The 18,335-nt window shown below is 59.1% G+C and carries 12 protein-coding genes and 1 pseudogene; 4 read left to right on the forward strand and 9 right to left on the reverse strand.

All coding sequences use genetic code 11. The features are described from left to right. The first annotated feature begins 4 nt into the window (after nt 1–4). Nucleotides 5–1,302, forward strand: a pseudogene (locus tag FZZ88_RS03480) (NRAMP family divalent metal transporter). A 116-nt stretch (nt 1,303–1,418) separates the two neighbouring features. Here the strand turns inward: FZZ88_RS03480 and FZZ88_RS03485 are convergent. The 5 genes from FZZ88_RS03485 to FZZ88_RS03505 form a co-directional block, all read right to left on the reverse strand. Next, nucleotides 1,419–1,811, reverse strand: a complete 393-nt coding sequence (locus tag FZZ88_RS03485) for an Hsp20/alpha crystallin family protein (RefSeq protein ID WP_166016313.1) — start codon at nt 1,809–1,811, stop codon at nt 1,419–1,421. Nucleotides 1,812–1,977: 166 nt separating this feature from the next. Next, nucleotides 1,978–2,457 (reverse strand): MEKHLA domain-containing protein, encoded by a 480-nt coding sequence (locus tag FZZ88_RS03490; protein WP_166016315.1) that lies wholly within the window; start codon nt 2,455–2,457, stop codon nt 1,978–1,980. 14 nt (nt 2,458–2,471) lie between these two features. After that, the gene (locus FZZ88_RS03495) at nt 2,472–3,359 is read right to left on the reverse strand and encodes an SWIM zinc finger family protein (protein WP_166016317.1); all 888 of its coding nucleotides are present in this window, start codon (nt 3,357–3,359) and stop codon (nt 2,472–2,474) included. A gap of 2 nt (nt 3,360–3,361) precedes the next feature. Continuing rightward, nucleotides 3,362–6,559 (reverse strand): DEAD/DEAH box helicase, encoded by a 3,198-nt coding sequence (locus FZZ88_RS03500; RefSeq protein WP_166016319.1) that lies wholly within the window; start codon nt 6,557–6,559, stop codon nt 3,362–3,364. After that, nucleotides 6,556–6,972, reverse strand: a complete 417-nt coding sequence (locus FZZ88_RS03505) for a hypothetical protein (protein WP_166016321.1) — start codon at nt 6,970–6,972, stop codon at nt 6,556–6,558. Before FZZ88_RS03505 ends, FZZ88_RS03500 begins: the two co-directional genes overlap by 4 nt. Nucleotides 6,973–6,997: 25 nt before the next feature. Between FZZ88_RS03505 and alaS the strand changes: the two genes are divergently transcribed. Continuing rightward, complete coding sequence (alaS, locus tag FZZ88_RS03510; RefSeq protein ID WP_166016475.1) at nt 6,998–9,667, forward strand: alanine--tRNA ligase; 2,670 nt, start codon at nt 6,998–7,000, stop codon at nt 9,665–9,667. A gap of 15 nt (nt 9,668–9,682) precedes the next feature. Here alaS and FZZ88_RS03515 read toward each other — a convergent pair whose 3' ends face one another. Continuing rightward, nucleotides 9,683–11,161, reverse strand: a complete 1,479-nt coding sequence (locus FZZ88_RS03515) for a mechanosensitive ion channel family protein (RefSeq protein ID WP_166016323.1) — start codon at nt 11,159–11,161, stop codon at nt 9,683–9,685. Between the two features lie 131 nt (nt 11,162–11,292). Further along, nucleotides 11,293–12,612, reverse strand: a complete 1,320-nt coding sequence (locus tag FZZ88_RS03520) for an ATP-dependent 6-phosphofructokinase (protein ID WP_166016325.1) — start codon at nt 12,610–12,612, stop codon at nt 11,293–11,295. 140 nt (nt 12,613–12,752) lie between these two features. Between FZZ88_RS03520 and FZZ88_RS03525 the strand changes: the two genes are divergently transcribed. Both FZZ88_RS03525 and FZZ88_RS03530 read left to right on the forward strand, forming a co-directional pair. Beyond that, nucleotides 12,753–13,562 carry a FecR family protein gene (locus tag FZZ88_RS03525; RefSeq protein WP_166016327.1) on the forward strand — a complete coding sequence of 270 codons (810 nt, stop codon included), beginning with the start codon at nt 12,753–12,755 and terminating at the stop codon, nt 13,560–13,562. A gap of 53 nt (nt 13,563–13,615) precedes the next feature. After that, nucleotides 13,616–15,331, forward strand: coding sequence for a CHASE2 domain-containing protein (locus FZZ88_RS03530; RefSeq protein WP_370629765.1), 1,716 nt, complete (start codon nt 13,616–13,618; stop codon nt 15,329–15,331). Between the two features lie 19 nt (nt 15,332–15,350). Here FZZ88_RS03530 and FZZ88_RS03535 read toward each other — a convergent pair whose 3' ends face one another. Together FZZ88_RS03535 and speA are read right to left on the reverse strand one after the other, a co-directional pair. Then, entirely contained in the window at nt 15,351–16,244 is an 894-nt protein-coding gene (locus FZZ88_RS03535; RefSeq protein WP_166016328.1) for a methylglyoxal synthase, read from the reverse strand. Between the two features lie 121 nt (nt 16,245–16,365). Then, a complete protein-coding gene (gene speA, locus FZZ88_RS03540; RefSeq protein ID WP_166016330.1) occupies nt 16,366–18,333 on the reverse strand; it encodes a biosynthetic arginine decarboxylase in 1,968 nt (655 codons plus the stop codon). Nucleotides 18,334–18,335: the final 2 nt, after the last annotated feature.

Here is an 18,335-nt window from a genome sequence, read left to right on the forward strand (position 1 = left end):
TGTGATGGCGTCATCGACGCTGCGACGCAGCATTGGTCCTGGGATCCTGTTGGCCGGTGCCTGCATTGGTGGATCGCACCTGATGTCTTCCACCACGGCGGGAGCCCGCTTCGGCTTTGCGCTGGTGGGACTGATCCTGCTCACCAATCTGATCAAATACCCGTTCCTGCGGGTGGGTACCCGCTTCACGGCGGCCACCGGACTGTCGTTGCTGGAGGGCTTCCAGCAACGCAATCCGCTCTACCTCCCGCTGTATTTGGTGGTGAGCCTGGTGACAGGCACCTTCACCATCGCTGCAGTGAGTTTTGTTGCGGGGCTGCTGCTCACCAACATCCCCCTGCTGGCGGGATTGGATCCCTATGGACTGTCGATCGCCGTGCTTGTGGTAAGTGGCCTTGTGCTGCTGTTGGGGCACTACCGCGCTTTGGACCGTCTCTCCAAGCTTTTGGTGGTGCTGCTCACCTTTCTCACAGGGATCGCGGCCGCATCGTTGTTGATTCGCGGCCCCGTCGGTGATGTGGCAGCGAGTTGGGTCAGCACGGATCCCAGTCCCTGGACCCTCGCCAACCTGGCCTTTTTGATTCCCCTGATGGGCTGGATGCCCGGTCCGGTGGAGATGTGCGTGTGGCCATCCTTGTGGATGTTCTCCCGTGCCCGGGATACCGACCACACCGCAACGCCGAAGGAAGCGGAATTTGATTTCAACCTCGGCTATGGCGTCACCGTGGTGACGGCGATGTTCTTCGTGATCCTTGGCGCCTTCACGATGTACGGCAGCGGTGAGGGAATGCTCGCTGGCAGTGGTGTGTCCTTCGCTCAGAAGCTGATCACAAGCTCTATACCGCCGCCATGGGCGGTTGGGCGGCCTGGGTGATCATTCCGGCGGCCTTTTTCGCCATGTTCAGCACCACCCTCACCTGCCTTGATGCCTACCCCCGCAGCATTGCGGCGATCCAGGGCTTGCTGCGTCATCACGACAGTGGGGATTCAGCGCCTGGGCCCATGCAGCGTCGCTTTGACATTTGGGTGATCGTGCATTTTTTGGCGGCTGTGTTGGCGCTGGTGGTGGCCAAGACCGGCGGGATCGGGGTGAAGGATTTCGTCTTCGGGGCGATGACCGGCAGTTTCCTCACCGCTCCTCTGTTCGCCTGGATGGCGATGGACACGATCAACAGCCCCTTGGTTCCTGTGGAGCACCGTTACGGGCGGCTCACCCAGGCCTTCTGCTGGTTTGGCCTGGTGTTCTTCAGCGGCTTCAGCCTGCTGTTCATTGGCCGCTTCTTCCTGGGCCTTGGCGGCTGATTCAGCCTTGGTTCCAGCAAAAAACCCCTGCCATGGGCAGGGGTTGGGCTTCCGTTCTTCTCGTCTTGGTCTGTTGGGCTTGTCCACCCCAAGGCTGTTCAGTGTCCGGGTCCTGATCAGCTGTCGATCTTCACTGAAACGCTGGTGTGCTCCACAGCTTTGCCGGCGTTGATTTCAAGAATGCCGTCCCGATAGCTGGCCTTGAGCTGGTCGCGATCGAGGCTGTGGGGGAAACGGAAGCTGCGGCTCCAGGTGCCGCTGCGGAATTCGCTCAACAGAGGTGCCTTGGTGTCGTCGCTGTTGTCTGCGGGGCGCTCGGCGCTGATCACCAGATTGCGATCGGTGGCCTTGACGTCGATGGAGTCGCGGTCCACGCCCGGCAGTTCCAGTCGCACGGTGTACTTGGTTTCGGTTTCACGGATTTCGGCGTTGGGGACGCGCTCTGCGGTAGCCATTTGCTGCTCGAGACGCTCGAACAGATCGAAGGGGGATTGGCGGAGGGTCAGCATGATGGTTGCTCCGAAGAATGAACATCTGCGGACTGGATTGATCGCCCGCCATCACAATCTGCGCCGCTTGGATGAGAACCAGAAGGGTGAGAACCGACCGTTTTGATTCGGTCTGCATCACCAGGTTCGGCTGGCACCACAGGGATGGTGTTGAAACCGAATCTCTTTAAAGCCACCACCAGTCGCTGAAGCAGGCCGCCTGGCCGCACACCCGCTCTTCTGCATCCCAGAGCGTCCAGATACGGGCGTTGTTGAGCATGAATTGCTGCCCTTTTCGGCTGATTCGAATGCCTTGATAGTTCTGAACTGCGTCCAGACGTTTGGCCTGGCCCAGGGCGTTGCTGCGTTCTGCCCGTTCGGTTTCCGGTGCGGTGAGCCGTGAGGGCAGGCCGATCAGCTCATGCCAGCTGGTCTCCCAGAGCTGCAGCGCAGCCGCATTGGCGTAACTGAGCCTTGGATCACTTTCGGTGCCGTGGGCCAGCACTGGAAAACCGCACGCAAACAGTTCCTGGCAAATCAGTCGCTTCGAGCGGTTGGGTTGTGCTGAGGCGATCAGTGGCCGGTCGAAGGCCCGTTGATGGGATTGCAGCAGCAGTCCGGCCAGTCCTTGTTTGTCCATGGTGAGCCAGGCGGCTTCGCAGGCCATGGCTCGCCTCCGCTTCAGCTGCCGGCCGCCATGGCCTGCAGCATCGCCTTCTGGGCACTGGCCTGGCCGTGGGCCTTGAGGTTGCTTAGGAAGGTGCTTCGGGCATCGGCGAAGCGCGGGTCTTCCGCCAGTGGCAGCTCTCCGGCGGCATCCAGGCCAGTGTCTCCATCCATCGCCGGGGTGATCACCACCAGGTCGCCATCGAGGCTGCGGTTGTAGCGCCACCACAGGGCGGGGTCCTGCACAGCTGCATGGGGCGGCAGGGGGGTGGCCTCTTCAGGGATGCTGGTTATGCCCGCTTCCTTGGCCTCCGCAGCTCGCTCAGCCAGGGCCTTGCGCCGGTGTTCCGCCAGGTCTTCCAACAGCCGGGCCCGGGTGCGTCCTCGCAGTTGGAACAACACAAAGGGGTCTTCACTGAAGCGGTCCCCCATCAGGAAATACACCGCGCTGATGTGTTTACAGGGGTTGGCTTTATCCGGGCAGCTGCACTCGCTGCGCACCTCCTGCAGCTTGAACGGGAACAGACGTTTTCCGCTGGCGGCAAAGGCCCGTTCGATGTCTGAGGGCATGATCCCCGCCAGCAGCTGTGCCGACCAGCGTGCTTTCTGGGTCAGGGCTTCCAACACGTAGCCCCAGTCTTCATCGCTCAGCACGTCCAGCCAGAGCTTCACTTTGTAAGGCGCTTCATCGGTGCCTTGGACCCGGGCGTGGACCCGGCGGCCTTCGAAGCGGATTGACGTCACATGGCCTTCACGTGCGTAGCCCCAGGCCCTCTCCAACCGTTTCTTGAACCGGTAACCGTTGATCAGCTCCATCCATTGCTCCACCCACCAGGGCTGTTGGCCCAGGCCGTCGTCGCCGATGGCGGTGCTGCCGTTGGTGCTGTTGTTGCTGAGGGTCATGGTCAGGTGTCCTCCAAGGAAACGAGATCACGCAATTGATCGCCACCGAGGCTTCCGAGCCAATCCTCCCCGGAGCCGATTACATCCTCCGCCAGGCGTGATTTCTCTCGGATCATGCGATCGATTTTTTCTTCCACCGAGCCGCTGGTGATGAATTTATGCACCATCACCCGATTGGTCTGGCCGATTCGGTAGGCCCGGTCGGTGGCTTGGTTTTCTACGGCCGGGTTCCACCAGCGATCGATGTGGAACACGTGGCTGGCCCGGGTGAGGTTCAGGCCCACACCACCGGCCTTTAGCGAGAGCAGGAACAGCTGCGGACCGCGGGGATCTTCCTGGAAGCGATCCACCATCGCCTGACGTTCGCTCTTGCGGGTGCCGCCGTGCAGGAAGGGCACCTCCGCCTTCCAGCGTTGTTGCATCCACGCCTGCAACAGATGCCCCCATTCGGCGAACTGGGTGAACAGCAGGGCCCGGTCGCCTGCTTCGATCACCTCGTCAAGGATCTCCTCCAGCCGCTGCAACTTGGCGGAGCGGCCGAGGAAGCCGTCATCCACAGCTCCTTCGCTCAGGGCAAGGGCGGGATGGTTGCAGATCTGTTTCAGCCGGGTGAGCAGGGCCAGCACTTGGCCGTGGCGCTGCCCGCGCGGAGCACGTGCAATGGCATCAAGCGTGTCTTCCACGGTTTTGCTGTAAAGCGATTTCTGCTCTTTGCTCAGTCCCACCCATTCGCTCAGCTCCACCTTTTCGGGAAGGTCCGAGATGATCGTTTTGTCGGTCTTGAGCCGGCGCAGGATGAATGGTCCGACTCGCCCCTTGAGGTCGCGCAGAGACGACATGTCGCCATAACGCTCGATCGGCATCCTGTAGCGCTGGCGGAAGAAGTCCTCCTCCCCCAGCACCTTGGGGTTGAGGAAGTCCATCAACGCCCACAGTTCGCTAACGCGGTTTTCCACTGGAGTGCCGGTGAGGGCGATGCGGAAGCGGTTGCTTTTGCTTCGTCCGGGGCGGGCCAGATCCCGGGCTGCTTGGCTCTGCTTGGCGCCGGGGTTCTTGATCGCCTGGGCTTCATCAATGACCACCCCCTGCCAGTCCTGGGTTTCCAGCAGTTCGCTGTCGCGTTGCAGCAGACCGTAGCTGGTGAGTAACAAGTCCACCTCCTTCAAGGCTTTCTTCAGGTCGGCCGGTGTGGAGGGACGACGCGGGCCGTAGTGCTCGGTGACCGCCAACTCGGGGGTGAAGGCTTCCGCTTCCCTTCGCCAATTGGTGAGCACTGAGGTGGGCGCCACCAACAGCACCGGGCGCTTCAATTCTTGCTCCGCCTTGAGGTGCTGCAGAAACGCCAGCAACTGGATTGTTTTGCCCAAGCCCATGTCATCGGCCAGGCAGGCCCCTTGGTCAAACCGATGCAGGAAGGCGAGCCAGCCCAGGCCGCGCTCCTGATAAGGCCGCAACTGGCCGCAGAATCCCTCTGGGGCCGGCAGTGGGTCGGGGGCTTTTTGCTGGTGATACTGCTCCAGCACCGACTGCAGCCGTGGGCCGGCATCGAAGCGGTGCACCGGCATCCGCATCAGCAGCTCCCCTTCCGTTCCCGTCAACCGCAGTGCATCGTCGAGGCTCAGTTCTGCTTTGGCGCCACAGAAGCGTTCGGCGTTCTTGAGGTCGTTCGGACGCAGTTCGATCCAGGCCCCTTTGTGGCGCACCAGGGGGCTGCGCTTGCCGCTGAGTCGCTCCAGTTCCCGCAGGGTGAGCGTCACCCCACCGATCATCAGATCCCATTCCCAATCCAGACACTCTCCGAGGGTGAAGCCCCGCGACCGCTCCGGTAATTCAGCCTTGATCGCCAGTCCCAGTCGGCTGGCTAGTCCACCGGAGAGGCTCGGGGGCAGTTCCACACCCACACCGGCGTCCCGCAGTTGCCGAGCTGCGGTGCGCACCAGCACGAAGGCCTCAGCCGGTGTGAGTTGCATCGTGTCTGGCGTGGCGCTTTCCAGCCCCCGTTCAATCGGTGGGAACACCGTCAGGGCCCGCCCGAGCCCCTCCAGCAGAACTTCGCCGGGCTGGTCCACCTGGATCTCACCCAGTTGGAGCATTTCGGCGCCGGAGGCCCAGGCTGCTGCGGCCGGGAGCTTCAGGCTTGGGTCGGCTTCCGCCTGTAGCCCGAAGCGCAGTTCCCAGAGATCCTCCCCATCTGGTGGGGTGTGCAGTTCCAGGCAGGTCCGGGCCGCGGCGAATCCGCCGGCGATGCCTTCCCGCCAGTGATGGCTTGCGCTGGCCAGTCGTTCGGCCTCCTCATCACCGATCTCGATCACCCCTGTCTCTGATCCCAGGGCCTCCTGCCAGAGCGTCAGCAGGGGATCAAGGCCATCACTTGAGGGCTCGAAGTCCTTGCGTAGCTGGGCGTCCACAAGGTCTTCCAGCAGGGTCGCCACCCGCAGGCGACCGCTGCGGGGCCTGCAGCTGGCGACGGGATTGGCGGCCCGCATCGCCTCTGGCCGCAACCGGGTCGTGCGGTTGCTGCGGCGCCCCAGTGGTTCGCGCCAGGGCAAGGCACAGGTGGCCACCAGGGGAAGGCTGGCTGCCAGGTCCTCCAGGCGGCGTCGATCTTCTTCCCGGTTAAGCAGCGGCACCCAACGAGCCCGATGGGGATATCCCTCTCCTTTGCTCAGTTCCATCTGGGGCATCCAGCGGCCCCGGGCCACCAGACTCAGTGCCCAGCGCTGCAGATGGCTCCACCAGCGCAATTCATCGGCCAGGTCAGGGTTGCTCCCCGACAGCGGTAAGAGGGACAGCCACTCTGTGGCTGCTGAGGGTTCCACCGCAAGCCCCTGCACCTGCCAAGGCCACCATTCCGTTTGTTTGGGGATCGGTTCGCCGGCTTGCATCGGCAGCCCGGTCCAGCCCGGTGGTTCTGGCGCTGGATCTGCTGCTTTGCTTCGGCTTTTGCGCGGCTTCACCGTGCGGCTCGGCAGGGTGAGACAAGCCGTGGCATCGATGCTGCCGCCCGGCAGAAGGTCGCGTTCGCTGAGCCAGGCCTTGAGGTCGTCGTGGCTCAGGGTGAAGGGATGCAGCGCCGGGGTGAGGCCTGGGCCTTCAGGTGTGGCCACCCGCCAGGTATCAGCCCAAACGAGCAGTGCCGGTTGGCCGGAACTGCTGGAGGTACGGATGGCGGGAAGCCAGGTGGCGTGCAGCAGGCTCATGGCCGCGACGCGGGCAGGAAGCGGAGGGTGCCTTGGAGCAGGAGAGCACTGCCGATCAACGGCAGCCAGGCCAGAAAAAGCTCCAGTACTAATGATGCCAGGCCATCGACCTGCCAGTTGTCAAGGGGTAGCGGCATGCCGAGGCTGCGCAGCCCGCAAACCGCTCCCACCAGACCCGCTTGCAGATGCCCGTCATCGGGGTCCACCCGCTGCAAGTGGAAGGCCAGTAGGCCGTAAAACAGACCGCAACCGCCAGAACGCACGGCTGCTTCCAAACCCCAGGGCAGGCTGATCAGCCCCGCGCTGATGCCGGCAATCAGAGCCCAGCCGATCGACTGCAGTCTCAATCGCTGGCGAATCTCAGGATCACTGGGAGGAACGGCCACGGGCGCCGGCGGTTCAAAGGCGATCATGACGGGAGGATCCCCCTTTCCTGTCATGGTCGCCGCCGCATCGTCGTCTTCTGCAGCGTCTGCACCGCGCAGCGGTGAGGAGATCCGTGAGGCTTTCCTGAATTTCTACGCCGAGCGCGGCCACAAGCGGATGGCCAGCGCCTCGTTGATTCCCGACGACCCAACGGTGTTGCTCACCATTGCGGGAATGCTGCCCTTCAAGCCCGTTTTTCTTGGCCAGCAGGAGAGACCGGCGCCCCGGGCCACCAGTTCTCAGAAGTGCATTCGCACCAATGACATTGAGAACGTGGGGCGCACCGCCCGGCATCACACCTTTTTCGAGATGCTTGGCAACTTCTCCTTTGGGGACTACTTCAAGCAGCAGGCGATTGAGTGGGCCTGGGAGCTCAGCACCGTTGTCTATGGCATCGACCCCAAAAATCTGGTGGTGAGTGTCTTTCGTGAAGACGATGAAGCCGAGCAGATCTGGCGCGATGTGGTGGGGGTGAATCCCAAGCGGATCATCCGTATGGATGAGGCCGATAACTTCTGGGCCTCGGGGCCGACTGGGCCCTGTGGTCCCTGCTCGGAGATCTATTACGACTTCACGCCTGAGCGGGGTGATGAGGGCATCGATCTGGAGGACGACGACCGCTTTATCGAGTTCTACAACTTGGTGTTCATGCAGTACAACCGCGACGCTGAGGGCACGCTCACGCCGCTGGCGAACCGCAACATCGACACCGGCATGGGTCTGGAGCGGATGGCTCAGATCCTGCAGAAGGTCCCCAACAACTACGAAACCGACCTGATCTTTCCGTTAATCCAGGCGGCCGCGGAGCTGGCAGGGGTCGACTATCACCAGCTCGACGACAAGGGCAAGACGTCGTTGAAAGTGATCGGCGATCACAGCCGTGCTGTGACGCAGCTGATCTGTGATGGCGTCACCGCCAGCAACCTGGGCCGCGGCTACATCTTGCGGCGGCTGTTGCGCCGGGTGGTGCGTCATGGCCGCCTCCTGGGCATCGACAAGCCCTTCTTGGTCACCATGGGGGAAGCGGCGATTGCTTTGCTGAAGGGGGCCCACCCCAGCGTGATTGAGCGGCAGGAGGTGATTCTGGCCGAACTCCACCGGGAGGAGGCTCGTTTTCTCGAGACCTTGGAGCGCGGTGAGAAGCTGCTCGCGGAGGTGCTGGCGTCCAAGCCAACGCAGATCAACGGCGCCCAGGCCTTTGAGCTTTACGACACCTATGGCTTCCCCCTGGAGCTCACCCAGGAAATTGCTGAGGAGCAGGGCTTAGCCGTCGATCTCGATGGCTTCGAGGCGGCGATGGAGGAGCAGCGTCAGCGGGCCAAGGCCGCTGCGGTGAGCATCGATCTCACGCTTCAGGATGCGATCGATCAGGTGGTAGCCGATCAGGCGGCGACCTGTTTCCAGGGGTATGTGGCTCTCGACCACGCCTCCTGCGTACAGGCTCTTGTGGTGAATGGCGAACCGGCCACCACCGCGAAGGCTGGTGATGCGGTTCAGGTGGTGCTCGACACCACACCCTTCTATGGAGAAGGCGGTGGCCAGGTGGGCGATCGCGGGCTGTTGGCTGGCACGGACCTGATCGTGCGGATTGATTCCGTGAGCCGTAGCCGTGATGTGTTCGTGCATGCCGGTCATGTGGAACGCGGTGAGCTCGCCTTGGGTGAGACCGTTAAGGCGCAGGTGGATCGTGCCTGCAGGCGCCGGGCCCAGGCGAATCACACCGCCACCCACCTTCTCCAGGCTGCGCTCAAGCAGGTGGTGGATCCGGGGATCGGCCAGGCCGGTTCCTTGGTGGATTTCGATCGACTGCGCTTCGACTTCCACTCCCCCAATGCGGTGACGGCGGAGCAGCTGGTGCAGATCGAAGCATTAATCAACGCTTGGATTGCTGAAGCCCATGGGCTTGACGTGCAGGAGATGGCGATTGATCAGGCCAAAGCCGCCGGCGCTGTGGCGATGTTTGGGGAGAAGTACGCCGATGTGGTGCGGGTTGTCGACGTTCCCGGTGTGTCGATGGAGCTCTGCGGCGGCACCCACGTGGCCAACACCGCAGAGATCGGTCTGTTCAAGATCGTGGCGGAAAGCGGCGTCGCCGCAGGCATTCGCCGGATCGAAGCCGTCGCTGGCCCCGCTGTGCTCGCGTATCTCAACGAGCGCGATGCGGTGGTGAAGCAGCTGGGGGATCGCTTCAAGGCGCAGCCTGCCGAGATCGTTGATCGTGTTGCGGCTCTTCAGGATGAGCTCAAGGCCACCGGTAAGGCGCTGGCGGCGGTACAGGCGGAACTGGCGGTGGCCAAGGCCGGTGCTTTGGCCGCCAAGGCCGAGGCCTTGGGCGACTTCCAGCTGCTGGTGGAACGCCTCGATGGGGTCGATGGCGCCGGTTTGCAGGGAGCGGCCCAGAGCCTGGTGGATCAGCTGGGGGATGGCGCGGCTGTGGTGATCGGTGGTCTGCCGGATCCCGCCGATCTGGGCAAGGTGATCCTGGTGGCGGCCTTCGGCAAGCAGGTGATCGGCGCCAAGCTCCAGGCCGGCAAGTTCATCGGTGGCATCGCCAAGCGCTGCGGCGGCGGCGGTGGTGGTCGCCAGAACCTGGCCCAGGCCGGTGGTCGCGATGGTGCTGCCTTGCCTGGTGCTCTTGAGGCAGCTCAAGCTGAACTGGCTGCGGCACTTGGTGCCGTGTGACAACAGAGGTCGCTGCTACGAGAGCAGGCTTTGGAAGAGTTCTTTCATGCGCCCCACCACGTCTCGACTGTTGGGTGGGACCGATTGAATGGTGAGTTTAGCCAGTTGAGCTTGCCGATCGCTGATCAATTGGCCAAAGCGCTCGATCAGGCCTGGCTCTTGATCGATGAGTTCGGCGATCGCCTGTCGACTCACCTCGAGCAGGTCGACTTTGCTGATGCTTTGAATTGTTGCACTCCGAGCAGTTCCGGTAAAAACAGTCATTTCCCCAAAGATGTCTCCGCGTTGGAGTTGAGCTATTTCGGCATTGCCATGAGGAATTGATGATTTCTGGATAGAAATATTGCCACTAATTAGCATAAAGAGTGAGTCTCCGTCTTCGTTTTCTTTGACGATGATTTCTCCGGGTCCGTATGAGTAGAACGAGCCCATTTTAATCATTTTTTGAATCTGATTGTCGGAAAGGATGGAAAAGAGTTGGTTGTCTCTCAGGAGTTGGTGAATGCTTTGGAGTGAATTATTTTTGCTAGGAGAGAGTGGTTTTGGTTGCTGCGTATTTTTTGTAATTCGTACATCACGAACGCTGAATGGGAAGCTGAAGCCTTCGCGTTGTAGCGCATACCAAAGCTGTTCCTGCAGGTCACCACGGAGTGCACGGCTTTGGCCGAAGTCGTTTTGCCAATTGATCCATTCGTAGTTGATGCAGCTCTCTTCGTATGAGCGGATTCGAATGATGCTGGCTGGTGATCGAAGAACTAGCGGGTGATTATCAGAGATCTTCTGCATTATTTTCTTGGCTATATCTGGCGGCATGCTGTAATCCAGTCCAATAATCAGCTTGTTGCCATGGGCTCCATTGCTTGTGAAATTTTCGATTGTGCTGGAGTTGGAATTCGTATGTGGAAAGATCAGTCTTGACCCATAAAGGCTGTTAATTTCTGTATCTCTCCAGCTGATTGATTGCACTTGGCCAATGTGTCCATCAATTTCAACCCAATCGCCTTCACGGATTACTTGTTCGAGTTGAAGGCTCAACCCACCGATCAGATCTTTCAGTGGATCCTGGGCGGCTAAACCAACAACAGCCGTGAGAACTGCTGAGGTTGTCACCAGGCCCACCAGGTCGATGCTGGCTTGCTCCTTCAGGTTCAGAGCGATTAGGAACAAGCTGCCGACAATGAAAATCAGATCTCGCAGGATTTTTGGACTGGACGGCAAAATCCGGAGAGTTGGCAGGATTTCGAGAGCGACCCAAACTAGGCACCGGCTAATGGCAATCGAAGTGAGGATGCCTGTGATGAGGCCGAGATCAAGCCCCGCTGAGATCGGAATGCGGAAGCTTTCGATCGTCTGTTCCGTGGTGTGCGCCAGTAGAGCAATCCAAGGAGTGCGCCAAGGGAACGGTGGCATGCTGAAGCGTTGACAGATGCGCTTGGTGATCAATCCGGCAAACAGGCCAACAACTGTGAGTAACCATTGCAATGTCAGGACCATGACCCACTGACCCGTCGAAGCTCATTGTGGGGAGATTCCAGGGTAAGGGCCGGAACTTTTTTGATCTTGTTCCAGTTGGGTGACGAGTCAATTCATCACCTATTCGTTTTTTCAGTACAAATTCGTGCTGATTATGGATGTTTGTCCTGCTGGGTTGCGCTGATGACGCCACGCCAGAGGGCGCTGTCAAGGTCAACCATCCGCCGTTCCTTTGTGGCCAGATGAATGGGGACATGGGTGAAGAAATTGTTCCAGTAGCCGATCACAAGATTAGTTTTTCCGCTCATGCCTGCATGCACGGCATGTTCCGCAAGTAGGTGGCAAAACACTGCATCTGCTGCGTTTGCTGAAACGCTTCTGATGTGATAGCTGGGATCCAGATACTTGATGCTGATTGCGAGATTATTTTGTTTGAAGTATGCCGTTATCTCCTTTTTAAGAAGTTCTCCAATATCATCCTTGAGGATGTTCCCGGAAGCGTCTACTTTGCTTTCACTGTTGTTGAAAAGGTCTTGCCCAGCCCCTTCTGCGACAACAATCACAGCATGGTTGTTCCGTTGCAGTCTGCGTTGAATCGCTGCACAGATGCCTTCAGGCCCATTGATTTGAAACGGGGTCTCGGGAATAAGACAGATATCCACAATGGAATTGGCTAGTGATGCTGTGGCGCTAATAAAGCCAGAGTCTCGACCCATCAGCTTCACGATTCCAATACCGTTTTCGGCACCTTCTGCTTCGTGGTGGGCGGATGTGATGATTTCTGAGGCTACCTGCACAGAGGTTTCGAAGCCGAAGGTTTTTTCAACAAAACCGAGATCGTTGTCGATGGTTTTCGGCACGCCGACAACGCTGATGTTGGCTTGACGTTTGTTGGCTGCTTCCGCGATTGCTTGAGCCCCCTTCAATGTGCCATCGCCGCCGATGCAGAACAGGAGATTGATTTTTCTACGCTGGAGCTCGTCCACCATGATCTCTGGATCCTGATTGCCTCTCGACGATCCAAGAATCGTCCCGCCCTGTTTATGAATCTGTTCAACAACAGATGAATTCAGCTGGATCGGTTCTTGATTTGATTGTTGCGTCAAGCCTTTGTAGCCATAGCGAATGCCAACAATCTCTTTGACGCCATAGTCCTGTTCCAAGACGTTGACCAGTCCCTTGATCACATTGTTCAGCCCCGGACATAGCCCGCCGCAGGTGATGATTGCTGCGCGGGTTGTATCTAGATTGTGAAAGATTCTTTCCCGGGCGCCGGCCTTCTCAAATGCCGGCAATTGTTTGCATGTTTCGAGTTGATGATTCAGGTTCTTGATCTGACTGGAAAAAATAATTTTCTCTGAGTCGTCAACAAAAATCTCTTGGCTGCAGGGGTTGGCATAGGTTGCTTCCCCAAGCTGTTGAATCTCGAAATTGAAGTTATCGGGATTTTTCAGAACGTTCTCGTATGCCATGCGTGTAAGACGCTCAATGCTCGTAATCTGCCGACGGATTTTTTACTTTGCAACCAACGTCAAGTCGTTGTTGTCTTGGTTCGCTGGTGGCGTAATCCATGTCCGGCTGCCAGTCTTGAAAAACTGCTGCATGACAGATGTTGAAACAGGCAGTTTTCGTTCAGGCAGGTGTGGTGCTGCTGCTCGGGAATGCACTCTGGGCCATGCCCAGTCGTGCCGCTCAGCCTCGTGTTGTTGAGGTGCCGGCGGGGCCTGCCTTCGTCAAGCTGCCCGGCGCTACTGAGATCACTGCACGCTCGGGTCAGTCTCTGAAGACGAATACTTTGTTGCGCACGACCAAGCCAGGTCGCATGCAGGTGATGTTGGGCAACGGGCGTCAGTTCCGCATGGGTGGTGATGCGCAGTTGCGCTTGGGTGCGTCAGACGTCGAACTGTTGAAGGGTTCCATCATCGGTTGGATCAAGCCAGGGACTCGGCATCGCAGTCCCTTCTCGATCAAAACCCGGTTGGCCACGGCTTCGATTCAGGGCACCACCGTTTTTTTGGAGTTCACCGACAAGCAGTTCAAGGTGTTCAGCTGGGAAGGCAGGGTGCAAGTTGAGACGAGCAATGGCCAACGCTTCACCTTGAACAGTGGTCAGCAGCTGCTTTTGGATCTCAAGCGCCAGATGGATGAAGTCAGTGGTCGCTTGGATGGTTTGGAATCCGCTTTGGGTGAGCTGGGCGGCGGCATCGTGACGCCAACGACTCCTGGGCGAGATGGCTCCCGCAGTCCTCGGTCGCGTCAACAGGACGAGCAGGAGTACGACTGGGAGCCCCCCCAGCCGGTGACTGCTCAGGATGCTGAACGTCGCCTTCAGAAGAGCCTTCTAATTAACGGTTTCTCAACCCCCTTGGAGACCTTGCCGGATATTGAGCGGGAACTGGGGGTTTCGGCGCCAGTTCTTTGAGACGTTTGATCCGCCGGCATCTTGTTCCGTGTCTGTGGCGGGCATCGCTGCTGTTGCCCCTGGCCATGCTCCCGTTGCTGTCGCGTTTGGATGCCACGGGCCGGCAGCTCCTTTTTCAATGGCGTGGCCCGATTGAGCCCCCCGATGACGTGGTGTTGTTGGGCATCGATGAGGCGTCACTGGATCCACAGCTGTCTGATTTCGGCTCCTGGCCATGGCCGCGTGCGCTGCAGGCAGACCTGGCCCGTGCGGTTCTCCGTCAGGGTGCCCGTCGTGTCGTCTTCAACATCGTTCATGTCGGGCCTAGCGGTTTTGGCCCAAGCGACGACCGTGCTTTCCAAGACGCGCTGCAACCATGGCAAGACCGGGTGGTGTTGAGCGCCTCTCTGGTGCGTCAACAGCTGGAGAGTCACGAGCAGGTTCAACTGAGACGTCCCTGGTACACGGGCTATCCCGTGGGACTGTCGGCGTTTTCGATGAACGCCTTCGGCGTTGTGCAGGCTGTTCCGGGACGGCAGCGTCTGCAGGGGATGCTCAATGAATTTTCTGAGCCCCACCCTCGCCCTTTAGCGCCCCTCGCTGCGGAGGTTGCTTCATCACAAGGCGATAACGGCATTGATTTCCTCGGACCCAGCGGACACATTCCGGTGATTCCAGCCTGGGCCGTGGGCACGCTTCCGCAAGACACCTGGCGGAACAAGGTCGTCATCATCGGTTCCACCGCCCCTTCGCTGGGTGATCAGCTGGAGACGCCCTTTGGTCAGCAGAGCGGCTCTGAGGTTCTGCTATCGGCCATTGCAGGCTTTCAAAGCGGACGAGGCTTTCGCTCGCCTGATGTCTCCCATTTGGTGGCATTGATGGCCCTCTGGTTGCTGTTATGTCAATGGCGTATCGCAGCTCCATCGACCGCCCTTGGGACAGCGATCACAACCGCTGCTCTGGAGGCTCTGGTAACCGGGGGCGTTGTTTTGGCTTGGTTCAACGGCCTTTGGTTGCCTGGCGCAGCTTTGATGCTGATGCCGTTGATCGCGGGAAGTCTCCGGGCTGGAGATCTGTTTCAGCGGGAAAGCGCCCAACGGAGATTTCTGCACTCGGTGCTGTCGCGCCGGGTGTCACCGAATCTCATGCGCGACATGCTGCGTTCGGGGCAGGAGAGTTGGACCCGTCTTGGCGGTCGTCGCGAGCGCTGCGTTGTGTTGTTCACCGATCTGGTGGGATTTACGGCCCGCAGCAACGTGATGGATGCGGAGGCCCTGTTTGGTTTGTTGAATCGCTACTTCGAGGCGATTGCGGCTCCGGTTTTGCAGGAGCAGGGGTTGTTGGACAAATTCATCGGAGATGCCCTGATGGCGGAATTTGGGGTTCCCGTGCATCGGGGTGATCGGGCTGAGGCTCTCGCGGCTGTGCGGGCCGCTCTGGCCATGCAGGCCAACCTTGAGGTTCTGAATCGAGAACTCGATCAGGAGGGTTTGGCACCGCTACGCCAGGGAATCGGCATTCACTGCGGTGAAGTGATCGCTGGCAATCTTGGGTCGAGCCACCGGTTGGAGTACACCGTGATTGGAGCGCCGGTGAATCTGGCCAGCCGGCTTGAATCCCTCACACGGCGATTCCCTGACTATCCAATCCTGATGAGTGGAGACGTCAGGAATCTCATCGCGGAGGATGTCGTGGTGGAGGATCTGGGGTCTCATTCTGTGAAAGGTTGGCCTGAGCCCATCCCTGTCTTTGGCTTGCTTGCGCTTCGGTCTGATTCAGATTCTGGTTAAGAGAAGAGTGGTTTTGGTTTTAACCCGCTTCAACAACCTTTCTCTGCCCCTGAACATAGGCTTCAAGAACATGATTGGGGATCAATTCATGTTCGGATTTGCCTGAGAGGAGGTAGTCGAGAATGGCTTCTCCACTTTGGGGATTGGTGGCAAAGGGGATCTGATACACATCGCAGAGGCGTCCCAGGGCTTCGATGTCGGCATGGTGGGGGTGAGCAGACAGTGGATCCCTGAAAAAGATCACCCCGCAAATATTCTTTGTTGAGATCAGCGTGCCAACCGCCTGATCTCCACCCAGAGGGCCAGACGCTACCTTTTTGCTTAGAGAGAGGCCTGTTTTGGCGTAGAGCAAGCTGCCGGTGGTGCCGGTTGCAATCAAGGGAAATTTCTCAAGCTTTTTGGTGTGAATGCTGCAGAATTCCATCAAACTTGCCTTCATGTTGTTGTGCGCTATCAGGGCAAGGTATTTGCGTTTATCGTTGTAGCTTTCTGCTAAAAGCTGTTCATCACGTGCGCGTCCTATCGCCCTGAAGTATTCACGGTATTTCAGGGCGAGAGGTTGGTTTTTATCGAGAAAAGCGTTGAAGTTGAAGAATGAAAATCGCCCAACTGTTGTTGGTTCTATCGTTTCAACATCTGCTCCGCGTGTCGCCTCGTCCGAGAAAAGGCTTTCGCCAATAAATGCTCCTTTTTTCTCGATTGCAATTTGTCGTTTGCCGTCAAGAATCTGTACCAGTCCATCAAGAATGAACACCATGCTGTCTGAGGGCTCGCCCTTTTTCATCAAGATGGTTTCTTTGGGGATCTCCTCGATCGTCAAATGTTCCGCCAGGCTCGCAATCTCTTTGGTGCTGAAGGAATGCTTCAGGTTGCCCTCGTCTTGCAGGGCCTCGATCAGGGCGTTGCGATCCATGAGCGATGAATAGCTGATCGGACCTTAAGAGCGTTTTTGCCAATCAGCTTTTTCAGGGCTTTGGCGGCTCTGTGATCTGCGATGGAGAGAGCTGGCTCGAAGCACTTCCATGAAGTTCTCCTTAGTCCTGAAGGTATGTGGTTTGGCGCAGGCTGCTTTCGAGGTGGTCGAGAAGACGACGTGATTCGTCGATGCGCAGTTGACCGTTGTTGATGGCTCCCTCCGCCGCCACCCGCAAGCGCTCAAGTAAGGCGCGGGGGTCGTGTTCCATCGCTTCCAGTACATCGGCATTGGTGTCACCCCGCACGACGTGGTCAATGCGATAGCTACCGCCTGGGCTGAGGCGGATGTGCACAGCGTTGGTGGTGCCAAACAGATTGTGCAGATTGCCCATCACTTCTTGGTAGGCGCCGCTGAGAAACAGCCCGATCAGATACGGGCTGTTGTCATCGAGTTCGTGGAGCTCCAGCAGATGTTTGGGTTGTCCATCCCCGATAAAGCGATCCAGGCGCCCATCCGAATCGCAGGTGAGGTCGGCGAGGTTGGCTAGTCGTGTCGGCCGTTGATCCAGCTGCTGGATGGGGACCACCGGAAACAGCTGATCGATGGCCCAGGTGTCGGGAGCTGAGCGGAAGATCGACAAGTTGGCGTAATACGTTCCTGCCAAGGCTTTGCTGAGGGCTGAGAGCTCTTCAGGGATGGCTTGATCTTTTGGGAGCCGTTGTGCAATGGCATCGGCGCAGGCCCACGTCAGCTGTTCGGCTGTGGCTCGGTCGGGCAGACCCATGTATCCAAGCCGGAATGCGGCGAGGGCATCCTGCTTGAACTTCAAGGCGTCGTTCCAGGCCTCCTGAAGCCGCACCAGCTGTGCATCCGCAGTCACCGATAGCTCTTGAATAGTGGCGAGAGTGTCGCGGAGGTTGCGAACGGTGAGTGGTTCGTCTCCTGTGGCGTTGGGAATGGATGCCGGGAGTGCGCTACTGCCCAGGATGTCGAACACCAGTAGCGAGAAATGGCTGGCAATGGCGCGGCCGCTTTCGCTCACCAATGTGGGCACGGCAACACCGTTGGGTTCGCAGCATTCCCGCACCGTGGCCACGACATCGTTGGCGTAGTTCTGCAGCGAGTAGTTCGTGGAGGCTGCCGATGCTGTGCGGCTGCCGTCGTAGTCGATGCCGAGTCCACCGCCGACATCCAGGAACCCCATCGGGGCTCCGAGTCGGGTGAGCTCCACATAGATCTGCCCCGCTTCTTGGAGAGCGTCCTTGAGAACGGCAATGTCGTTGATCTGGCTGCCGATGTGGAAGTGCAGCAGGCGGAGATCCTGGAGGAGGTCGTGCTCACGAAGTCGTTCCACCGTTGCCAGCAACTCGGGAATGGAGAGGCCAAATTTGGCCTTGTCGCCAACGGAACTGCCCCAACGCCCTGTGCTGCGGCTTGAGAGCTTGGCTCGCACGCCGATGTAGGGCGCAGCACCCAGGTTTTTGTTGGCTTCAATGATCCGATCAACTTCGTCGGGCTGTTCAATCACCACCACCGGTTGCCGTCCCAGGCGTCGCGCCAGGATTGCGGTTTCGATGTACAGCCGATCCTTGTAGCCGTTGCAGATCAACAAGGCTTCGGGGTCGTCCAGCAGCGATAGCGCGATCAGCAGCTCCGCTTTGCTGCCAGCTTCTAGCCCGAAGTTCCAGCGCTTGCCGCAGCTGACCAACTCCTCCACCACGTGGCGTTGTTGGTTGCATTTCACCGGGAAGACGCCTTGGTATCGCCCTTGGTAGCTGTATTGCGCGATGGCGCGTTCAAAGGCTGCGTGGAGCCGTTCCAAGCGGTCTTCGAGGATGTCGTCGAAGCGAATCAGCAGTGGCAGAGCAAGGTTGCGGCCTTTCAGCTCCGACACCAGATCCACGAGATCGAGGCTTCCGCCGCGATCACCTCGAGGTTGAACGCTGATGTGTCCGCGCCCATTGATGGAGAAATACGGATCACCCCAGCGGTCGAGCCCGTACAGCGCAGCACTGTCTTCGATCGACCAGCGTTCGCTGTCAGTCACTGGCCTCTGTTGTGGGGAATGGCCGGAATCTAGGGACATTC

It is taken from the genome of Synechococcus sp. PH41509 (assembly GCF_020514285.1).
Classification (GTDB): Bacteria; Cyanobacteriota; Cyanobacteriia; order PCC-6307; family Cyanobiaceae; genus Parasynechococcus.